Below are 9472 nucleotides of genomic sequence, written 5' to 3'. Positions count from 1 at the left end.
CTCCACCTGAGCTATCACAAGGGCTAAATGTCTCTGTAGTGAAGACTTTTTAACCTCTGCTAAAAAATACTTCATATTTTCAATTACTTATTTTTTTAAACATGCCCAATAGCGAAAGTCGGGCTAAAGATAAGTATGAAATATCGCTTCACATAGAGTGCAAACTTTTAGGTTATCCTACCAGTACAACATGGATTCTAAATGAAAACTATGTGACAAATGGAATAAAGAGATTTGATAATGTCACTCATAAATACGGGAAAAGAGCTGATTCTGGAATAATGATTGGCTACATTATAAGTATGACGCCTGAGGAGATAGAGAAAGAGATAAACAGTTTTCAAAAAAAACACATCCCCGAAAATAAAGATATTAGTTTTTCATTCGACAAAAAACCACTTTTTAAGTCAAAACAATATATTGAACGAAAACATATTACCCCGGCCCAATTTGAGTTATTTCATTTATGGATAGACCTGCGTAACATATATAAAAAGTTATGAAGCACAGGAATATTCATTTATATTCTTCAACACTTTTTATCAACTCATTTGCAATATTATAACTATCAAGCCTCATAATGCTTTCCTCTGAATTCCCAAAGCTCAGCAGATTGATACTACCATACCATAATATCTTTTGATCCATAATTGCAAACTTCTGATGAATATTGGATTTGAAGGCGACCTTTATCTTCATCTCTTTTAATATATCCAATGCTGCAACAATGGCGCTCTGCTCCTTTTCCTTAAAATCTTCTATCGGTCTTGTTATTACAATTACCCGCACATTATTCTGTAATGCAAGCGCAATATATTGCGCCATCTGCATGACCCTTCTCTTTTTAACATAGGGGCTTACAATAAGTATCTCCTTTTTTGCATTAAGTAGATCATTTGAAAAGACAGGTAAAAAATTATCCCTGTCATATATAATATCCACTGCTTCCGAATCTACTGCATCACCCTTAATCTTATAGCCCATTGATGCATAACCGCTCTGGCGTTTGCAATACATCTTTTCAAACATCCTGATATGCACATCCACATAATCATATATCAGGACATCCTTTTTACTTTCAAACAACCGATGGAGTCTGCCAGCATACTGTTGCAGGGTCCCTTTCCATGAGATAGGCATTACCAGAAAAAGTGTATCCAGTCGAGGTTCATCAAAACCCTCACCTATATAAGGGCCGGTAGCTACAATGGTAATATTTTTATCTGATGGAAACTCCTTGATCTGCGTAATAGCCTCACGCGCCTGCTTATTGCCTATGTTACCTGTTAATTTTATAACATCGGGGATATCCTCTTTGAGTTTCTCTGCAAGCAGGTCAACATGTTCTGTCCGCTGGGAAAGGACGACGCAGTTCCTGCCAAGCTTATGACACGCTACAACATCTGCAATAATCTGTTCATTTCGAAAATCGTTAGTTATCATCTCAGGGTAGATGTCATTAATGGATATATCTTTCTCCTCCCTGTCAAATGGGATTCTCAAAGGGGTGAATCTTGGTATAACAAAATGGGCAAATGGCCGGTTTTCCGCCTGCTTTTTAGGGTTATCCCGATATCGTATGGGGGCGCATTGCATGTAGAGTATGGGATGATGCCCATCCTTTCGTGTAGGAGTTGCTGTAAGGCCATATACATATCTCGCAGTTGCTGCCTTTAAAATAAGTTCATAGGTAAAGGCTGATGCATGGTGGCATTCATCCGCAATGATCATCCCATAATCTTTTACAAAATCCTTAACCTCTCCCATGCGCACAAGAGACTGCATCAGTGCGATATCAACTATCCCGTTCAGGGTGCTGTTCCCTCCACCTAATTGTCCGACAATACCTTTTTTCTTTTTCCTGCCCCTTATTTTTGTATTTAAATCTTCTTCATCAGGCAAGGTTTCATTGATAATAAGAAATTGATTCAGACGCTCTACCCACTGATTAAGCAGGTTTACCTTATCAACCAGGATAAGGGTATTTACCCTTCTTTCAGCAATCAATTTGATTGCAACTACTGTTTTACCAAAGGCAGTTGTGCCTGAGAGTATACCGATATTATGGGATAACATCCGGTCAAGGGCAGTGGCCTGTTCTTCTCTTAACTGACCATTAAACTCTACGTCTATTTTTCTTCCATGATTGGTTTTATCAGTAAACTGGATCTCTATATCAAGAGATTTCAACTCCTCAATCAAATCAGCCTCACAACCCCTTGGAAGGCAAAGATAATCTTTAGTTAGATCAGCGCATGAAATAACCCTGGGATATTCATGTGTCGACAGACGCATGGCCTGATGTTTATAGAACTCAGGGTTTTTAAAGGATGCCAGTCTTTTAAGGTGGTTAAGCCCCTTTTCAGATATGCCATGCTTCGCGATGTAGAGCATATTTGATTTTACAATATCAATTATTGGAGGGAGATCATTTTTGCTGATATTAACTTTTCTGCTGGTCTCCCAGGGCCTGGGGTCATCTTCATCATCGATCTTCAACTCACCCAGTTCATGCCCATGAGACAGATCAGCAATAAATTGTCCGACCTGATCCTCGTTTATCTTTTTCATTGATGACAGGAATGCCCATTGATCAGGGTATGGCTCAAAGATTTCATTGATGAATTCACTGTTCTGTTTATTTCTCGCCGCCTTCTGGAATGGAAGGGCAATAAGGTTCCCGAATCCGCCCTTTGGAAGGGTATCCTGATTTGGAAAGAATCGGTCATATGATTTGAACCTGATCTCATGCCGCTTGTTCATGGAGTATGTTAAAAGGGCAGTACCTAATCTCCTGGCTAGCGTTGCGGGTAATCTATCTTCAAAAAAGAACCATGCATGGCCGCCATTACCTGACCGGGAGCGTTCAACGGCTACAGGTATATTAAACTCTTTGCAGGCATCCCTTACAATGGATATATCTTTTTGCCATCCTTCCTTATCAAAACCTATTGCAAGAAAAAAACATGTTTCATCCTGCATCATGGGATAAACCCCTGCAACGATAATTCCCCGCAGGTGATCCTCTATCACCCTTTCATTTAAAGGCGCATATGAACTGTTTTTGCATTTGGAGCATGGGGTTTTTGGTTTGCCACATAAATCCTTATGCCATTGATTCAGGCAGACAGGTGAATATCCTGATCCTGTTCTCTTTTTGTTTTCCCATCGTGTCGCATAAACATCATCACGGCCTTTAAAGAGCGACATGAATAAATTGATCTTTGATTGGGTGTCTGAATGGTTAGTTACTTCAGGGTGGGAGGCGTTTTCCGGATGTAGAATAACAGGGGCTGGTTGATTGTTTAGATTATCTCTTTTTATATTAATGGTACTTTGAGCCTCTTCATCGATTAACAGCCTTAATCTCTTGTTTTCCGAGGTTAATCGTTCCACCTCATTTTTTAACCTGTTGTTTTCCCTGAGTAGTTCCTGATAGTTCATGTTACGAGCGCTTTATCTCCCGCTATTTATGGTATATTTGGTTGATGAATAAAGGGTTTTATTGTAATTATCAGAATAAATAAAGCATAATAAATATGATTCAAATGACAAAAACAATAAAAACCATAGATACCGGGATTATCGATTTTGTGAATAAACTGTCAGAAGGCCTTATCCTGATCCCTTCATTTCAGCGGGAGTTTGTATGGGGGCAGGATGATATCATTAGCCTGTGGGAGAGCATTTACAGGTTTTACCCCATAGGCAACATACTGTGCTGGGAAACAGGCACAAGGCTTAATATCCACAGACGCCCTGGCGGCGCAATACATTATGATGAGGCGACTAAATCAAAAAGATATGTCTATATCCTGGACGGGCAGCAGAGGGCAACCTCCATGCTCATGTCCATGCATAAAGAAAATATCATGGTAAAGGAGCGGGCAAATTTTGATCACCGCCTTTTTTATGACGGTTACAACATGAAATTCTTTTTTGCAGGGGAGTACATGCGCAGGAAGAGAGAGACGGGCAAGGATTTTCTCTTATCACTTCATGATATTTTCATTGAAGGCACAGCCATTATGGAAGGCCTCACAGAAAAGGATAACTGCACCGGACAGATTAAAAAAGGTCTCTTACAGTTGAAAAATGTATTTATAAATTACTGCCTGCCTGTTACTACCCTGTACGGGTATTCAACCTCAGATGTGAGCAGGATTTTTGAACGCATTAACCAGCAGGGGAAGAGGCTCAAGTCTATGGACATCATGATTGCCAGGACATTTCAGAATTATGAATACCCGGTTGAGGAGGATTTGTAATTACCTCTGTTAAACCCTTTATTTTCACCCTGAACAGTCTAGCAAGTTTTAAACATAGAAATATAAACCCATTTTTAAGTATGCCTTCCATAAAAATCTAAAAACTAATGGATAATACTCGACTTTTTTTAATTAAACATGTAAATAACAACAAGAAAAAAGCCACGCTTAAGGCTATCTGCTTATCTTGAATTTTTAAATTCATTATACTATATGAGCAGGAAATCTTAAAAAGACTGAAGGAGAATATCAGTGAATCTAGCTACTATTCTTGAGGATTCAGCATGTTTTTTCCCTGATAAGAGTGCGATAATAGAGGATGACAGGGTTTATACCTACAGGGAGTTTAATGAGTACGCCACAAGGCTTGCATCAAAACTGGTTGAGCTGGGCGTGCAGCCCGGAGACTATGTTGGTTTTTGCGCCCCTAACAGTTATGACTGGGTTGCCCTGTATTTTGGGACCCTTAAATGCGGCGCTGTTGCAGTAACCTTCTCGTACCGTTTAACAAAAAATGAATTCCTGAAGATACTTTTTGACTGCAAGCCAAAGGTGCTTTTTACATCAGAGTCAAGGCTCTCTGATCTTGACTATGGAGATACCAGGTACAGGCCTGAACATATCATTACAGAAAAGGGGGCCATGAGCTGTGTTGAACTTGCGGCAAATGGCGACCCGAACTTCAAGACCATAGACAGGGAAAGGGATGATATCGCCGCTATCCTCTATACTGGCGGCACAACAGGGCTGCCAAAGGGGGCCATGCTCTCCCATATAAATATCCTCTACCCCATCTCAAATGTGGCCCGCTATGAGAGGAGCAGCGAGAGGGATATTACTCTCTGCTTTCTGCCCTTAAACCATGTGTTTGGCCAGATGCACATAGTAAACTCCACTATCTACAGTTCAGGCTCAATAGTGATTCAGCCCTCATTTAATATGGATATGGCCCTTGATGCAATCATGCGCCACAAGGTAACCAAATTTTTTGCAGTGCCAACAATCTACATTAGAATGCTTGAGATCCCTGACTTAAAGGAGAAGTTCAAGTCGGTTACATACTGCTTCTCTGCGGCGGCAAGCATGGCAGCAGAGGTGGTCAGGGAGTGGAAGGCAAAGACAGGATTGAATATCTTTGAGAGTTATGGCCTCACAGAGAGCGCATCTATAGTAACCTTCAACCATTACCACAGGCATGTGATAGGCTCAGTTGGCACACCTGCAAACCTTATGGAGATACAGATAAGGGACAAACTGGGTAAACCGCTTGAGCAGGGTGAGATCGGCGAGATATGCGTGCGCGGGCTCAATATCTTCAAGGGTTACCTGAATAATTCAAAGGAGACAGCAAGGTCATTCTGGTTTGACTGGTTCAGGACAGGCGACACAGGATATATTAATAAGGATGGGTACATCTTTATTGTAGACCGGGTCAAGGACATGATCATCACCGGCGGCGAAAATGTATACCCCCGCGAGGTAGAGGAGGTGTTGTATACCTACGCCTGTGTTCAGGAGTGCTCTGTTATCGGGCTTCCTGACAGGGAATATGGCGAAAAGGTGACCGCATGCATAGTTTTGAAAAATGGCCATACGTTTGATCCTGTTGCGCTCAAGCAGTACCTCAAGCAGAATCTTGCAGGGTACAAGGTGCCAAAGGAGTATTATGCTGTTGATGAACTCCCAAAAAGCCCGAATGGTAAAATCCTTAAGACAGAACTCAAGAAAAAATTTATATGAAAAGACAAGGGCCGGACAATAGCAGTTTTTTTGAAGATGAAGAGGGCATTGAGGCGCCTCCAAGCAGGACAAGGCTTAAAAAGGATGATCATGCAAGGCAGGATATCGGTGAGAGGCTTACAAGGCTTTCGGATAAAGAGCTGGAGCGGATTGATCTATCCGATGAAATCAGGGATGCGGTGATATTTGCCCGAAAAATCTCTTCACACGGTGCAAAAAAAAGGGAGATAAAACATATTGGCGCTCTGCTGCGGCATGTGGACACAGCGCCAATAGAGAAGATGCTTGACCATATCAGTCAGTACCCAAACAGGAAAAAGGATGAATAATTATTTTTAATCTGATCTGTGAAACAGATTAAAAAATTATGACCAATGGTTAGGTTTTGGTGTATAATCTATGCATTCACCTTTTTTATAAGGGGGTAAAAGAATATGGAAAATATTGATAAAAATCCTTTTGACCGGAAGAAACTGACTGAGGACATCCTTAATGAATGGCAGGGCCTTTTAAATGAAACCTCAGAGATACTGGGTGTGCCCGCAGGTCTAATCACCAGGCTTGATGGCAAAGAGATAGAGATTCTTCTCTCAAGCAAGACCGAAGGCAACCCCTATCCGGCAGATTATGTATCAACCTATCCTGATTCAGGCTGGTACTGTGAGTATACACTCAAAAGCAATGGGCTTAACCTTATACCCAATGCCCTTCTTGACCCCATGTGGAAGGATAACCCCGCTGCGGTAGATCTGCATATGCTCTCCTATGTGGGCATGCCCATTGAGCGTCCTGACGGAGGCCAGTTTGGCACAGTCTGTTTCATAGACAACAAGCAGAACACCCATAATGAACTCCATATAAGGCTCATAGCGCAGATCAAAAAGATGGTGGAACTGACACTTCGTATAGTTGAAGCAAAGGAAGAGATAGACAAGCGTGATCGGCTGATTAATGATTTGAGCCGCATCTACCCTATATGCAGTTACTGCAAAAAGGTCAGGGAAGAGGCGGGTGACTGGGTCTCAGTGGAAAAATATGTAAAGGATATTTCAGGGGCCAAGCCTTCGCACGGGGTATGTCCTGAGTGTTATAAAAAACAGCTTGAAGAACTTGAGACCATTACATCATAGGCATGTTAAGGTAACGCGTTGTTTAAAGACGGACTGGTTTTTACGCTGTCACCCGAAGCAGATTGTACGCCGATTGGTTTCATAACTGTTTTTCTACTTCTATAGACAACTTCAAACCAACACTATGACGGACAGAATTTAGGCTTTTTAATTTCGGATTGCCTTGTGTTGAAAGGATACGATAAATATTTTCCCTATTAAGTTTTGTTTTACGTGCTATTTCAGAAATACCCTTTGCATCTGCAATGTCTTTCAAGGCCATTAAAAAAACTTCTTTAGAACCATCTTCCAATGCAGCGTTCAAGTATTCCGCAGCTTCGCTAGGATCAAGAAGATCTTTTTTGAGATTGTCTTCATATTTATCTGTTAATTTTTTCATTCCATTCTCCTTTATGTACTCAAGAAGTTGTATTTTGGTATCATTCATGATTGTATTGCAGCTTAAAAGCTACACAAGTCAAGTTTTAAGGCGAATGCGCGGGGAACGCCTTGCATAAGCATCTTATATATATTCTTTCCTTTCCGCCAATACCCAGCACCAATTATTCTGATTTTATTTTGACGGTATGTAAATCTTACAGTCATTACTCCATCGGAGACTTTACCAAGGCAGTAATATCGTTTTTCATCATCACTATGTTCCATATCCTTGAAAAACGCACTGTCATGATCAATTTTTCACCTTGGCAAACAGGTAGGCATCCTCCCATTTCCCGCCAAGCTTAATTTTGTGTCTTTGGATACCCTCCTTTTTGTATCCGCACTTCTCAGCTACGCGAATACTTAAAACATTCTGCTTAAGAGTATTGATCTCTATTCGTTCCAATCCAAGCTCATCAAAGCAGATATCTTCAATAAGGTTTACTGCGTTAACAGCTATTTCTCTCCCCCAGTATTTTCTATCCACAAAGTAACCTATCTCACCAATGTATGTACGATGTTGGTCGATTTTAATTCCTATTGCACCCACAACCCTGCGTCTCAACAAAATGGTATAGTTATAGGCTACATTGTTTTCACGCAGTCGTTTAGTGGTTCGTAAAAAGCGCTTCTCCGCTTCGATGCTTTTAGGTTTCACAGGAAAAAGGATGAAATCGGGATTCGTAAGTATCTCGTAGAAACGTTTAGCATCGCCGATTTGTTGATATCTGACTTGTAATCCATTCATATTCACTTCCATGATCTTAACGCCCCTGGTAAGGCACGCCAACATACTTTTGTCGCTCTTCACCGGTTTGTTAGTGAGCGACTCACAATGTAGGCGCCTTCTGAAAATCGAAGTAGTGATTTTCACCTTCATCTGTATATTCACCGATCAATCTCAAGCCGTGCTTCTGAAGGGTCTCGACATAAATGTCTCTGCCCAATGATGCAGATCTCTTCCCGGTTAATAGATCAGTCCAGTCACAGACCTGAAAAGGAGAGCTGAATAAAAGCCGCCCCCCTTCTTTTACTGAATCGGCCATCTTCTCAAGCACCATTCGTTGCTTCTCATGAGACAAGAGAAAGATTAATCCCACGGACAGAACTCCATCAAATTCTCTGTTGAAAAGTGAAGACTCTTCAGCAGGTTCACATCGAACGAATGCTTTTGGGAATCTCTTTTGGTGTTCTAAGATCAGCGTGTCTGAAGCATCGATTCCGTATACTTCAATTCCTTTTTCCGTCAGGCCTTTGGTGTACGATCCGCCAAACCCACATCCAACATCTAAAACTGCTTGTCCTGGTTTAAGAAAGCTACTCCAACTCATAACGGTCGCAGCTCCTATGTCCCAGGATGCAATGGATATGAATTCTTTTGCGACGGATTCCCAGCCATTGGATGGATCTTCACCTTTGCTTGAAGTTGGCACTACGCTCTCCTAGCTCACTAACGATGGCGGTAAGGAACTGGCGGATTTATGGCAACCAATGTCGTGCAGGAAGAAAGGCTGCTAAGGCTATGAACTCGATTCAGCATGATGCCAGCCAGTCGCCTTGACTTCATGGTTAAAAGCCGATTTTGCCCGCTATTTACCGACTGTTTATTTTTGATAACCAGTTATTATTACGATTAATTTTTGATTTATAATTTCTATTTACAACTTTTAGCAACGTTGCCAATTTTTGTAAATAGGATTTAATTCAGCCCGGATTTCTGTTTTCGATACTGCTATTTGGGGATTTTGGCAATATTGCTGATTTCCCCAAATACCATATTTCCGCTACAACTGCCGGGCTAACAGGTGCCCGGCGATTTTTCCGGGCATCCTTGTTTAGCCTGATGTTAAGTAGTTGATTTCCCAATTTCTAATTGCCTACCATCGTATATCAACCAGCCTTTGTCTTGCTGAT

The 9472-nt window shown here is 41.3% G+C and carries 9 protein-coding genes; 4 read left to right on the top strand and 5 right to left on the bottom strand.

Annotation, left to right across the window (positions count from 1 at the left end; genetic code table 11):
- Positions 1 to 516: 516 nt before the first annotated feature.
- Entirely contained in the window at positions 517 to 3444 is a 2928-nt protein-coding gene (locus tag GX654_15995) for a DEAD/DEAH box helicase family protein (GenBank protein NLD38363.1), read from the bottom strand.
- Between the two features lie 95 nt (positions 3445 to 3539).
- Between GX654_15995 and GX654_15990 the strand changes: the two genes are divergently transcribed.
- The 4 genes from GX654_15990 (at position 3540) to GX654_15975 (ending at position 7138) form a co-directional block, all read left to right on the top strand.
- Entirely contained in the window at positions 3540 to 4268 is a 729-nt protein-coding gene (locus GX654_15990) for a DUF262 domain-containing protein (protein ID NLD38362.1), read from the top strand.
- A 252-nt stretch (positions 4269 to 4520) separates the two neighbouring features.
- On the top strand, positions 4521 to 6008 hold the full coding sequence (locus GX654_15985) for a long-chain fatty acid--CoA ligase (protein NLD38361.1): 1488 nt from the start codon (positions 4521 to 4523) through the stop codon (positions 6006 to 6008).
- Positions 6005 to 6337, top strand: a complete 333-nt coding sequence (locus tag GX654_15980; protein ID NLD38360.1) for a DUF615 domain-containing protein — start codon at positions 6005 to 6007, stop codon at positions 6335 to 6337. The genes GX654_15985 and GX654_15980 overlap by 4 nt, the downstream gene beginning before the upstream one ends.
- Positions 6338 to 6442: 105 nt before the next feature.
- Complete coding sequence (locus tag GX654_15975) at positions 6443 to 7138, top strand: hypothetical protein (GenBank protein ID NLD38359.1); 696 nt, start codon at positions 6443 to 6445, stop codon at positions 7136 to 7138.
- A 79-nt stretch (positions 7139 to 7217) separates the two neighbouring features.
- On the opposite strand, the gene GX654_15970 is transcribed toward GX654_15975, so the two are convergent.
- From GX654_15970 to GX654_15955, 4 genes are all read right to left on the bottom strand, one after another.
- The gene (locus GX654_15970) at positions 7218 to 7517 is read right to left on the bottom strand and encodes a putative addiction module antidote protein (GenBank protein ID NLD38358.1); all 300 of its coding nucleotides are present in this window, start codon (positions 7515 to 7517) and stop codon (positions 7218 to 7220) included.
- A 62-nt stretch (positions 7518 to 7579) separates the two neighbouring features.
- Positions 7580 to 7783, bottom strand: coding sequence for a BrnT family toxin (locus GX654_15965; GenBank protein NLD38357.1), 204 nt, complete (start codon positions 7781 to 7783; stop codon positions 7580 to 7582).
- A gap of 25 nt (positions 7784 to 7808) precedes the next feature.
- Positions 7809 to 8306, bottom strand: a complete 498-nt coding sequence (locus tag GX654_15960) for a GNAT family N-acetyltransferase (protein ID NLD38356.1) — start codon at positions 8304 to 8306, stop codon at positions 7809 to 7811.
- A gap of 82 nt (positions 8307 to 8388) precedes the next feature.
- Positions 8389 to 8991, bottom strand: a complete 603-nt coding sequence (locus GX654_15955) for a class I SAM-dependent methyltransferase (protein ID NLD38355.1) — start codon at positions 8989 to 8991, stop codon at positions 8389 to 8391.
- Positions 8992 to 9472: the final 481 nt, after the last annotated feature.

Origin of the sequence: Desulfatiglans sp. (assembly GCA_012513605.1) — a bacterium.
Lineage (GTDB): Bacteria > Desulfobacterota > DSM-4660 > Desulfatiglandales > HGW-15 > JAAZBV01.
The sequence above is the reverse complement of the archived record's forward strand: the minus strand, read 5'-3'. Positions and strand labels throughout refer to the sequence as shown.

What these genes read in the sequence shown, in the direction of transcription:
- GX654_15960 (NLD38356.1), bottom strand. Translation starts at nt 8,306, where the DNA reads ATGAATGGATTACAAGTCAGATATCAACAAATCGGCGATGCTAAACGT.
- GX654_15980 (NLD38360.1), top strand. Translation starts at nt 6,005, where the DNA reads ATGAAAAGACAAGGGCCGGACAATAGCAGTTTTTTTGAAGATGAAGAG.
- GX654_15975 (NLD38359.1), top strand. Translation starts at nt 6,443, where the DNA reads ATGGAAAATATTGATAAAAATCCTTTTGACCGGAAGAAACTGACTGAG.
- GX654_15965 (NLD38357.1), bottom strand. Translation starts at nt 7,783, where the DNA reads ATGGAACATAGTGATGATGAAAAACGATATTACTGCCTTGGTAAAGTC.
- GX654_15995 (NLD38363.1), bottom strand. Translation starts at nt 3,444, where the DNA reads ATGAACTATCAGGAACTACTCAGGGAAAACAACAGGTTAAAAAATGAG.
- GX654_15970 (NLD38358.1), bottom strand. Translation starts at nt 7,517, where the DNA reads ATGAAAAAATTAACAGATAAATATGAAGACAATCTCAAAAAAGATCTT.
- GX654_15990 (NLD38362.1), top strand. Translation starts at nt 3,540, where the DNA reads ATGATTCAAATGACAAAAACAATAAAAACCATAGATACCGGGATTATC.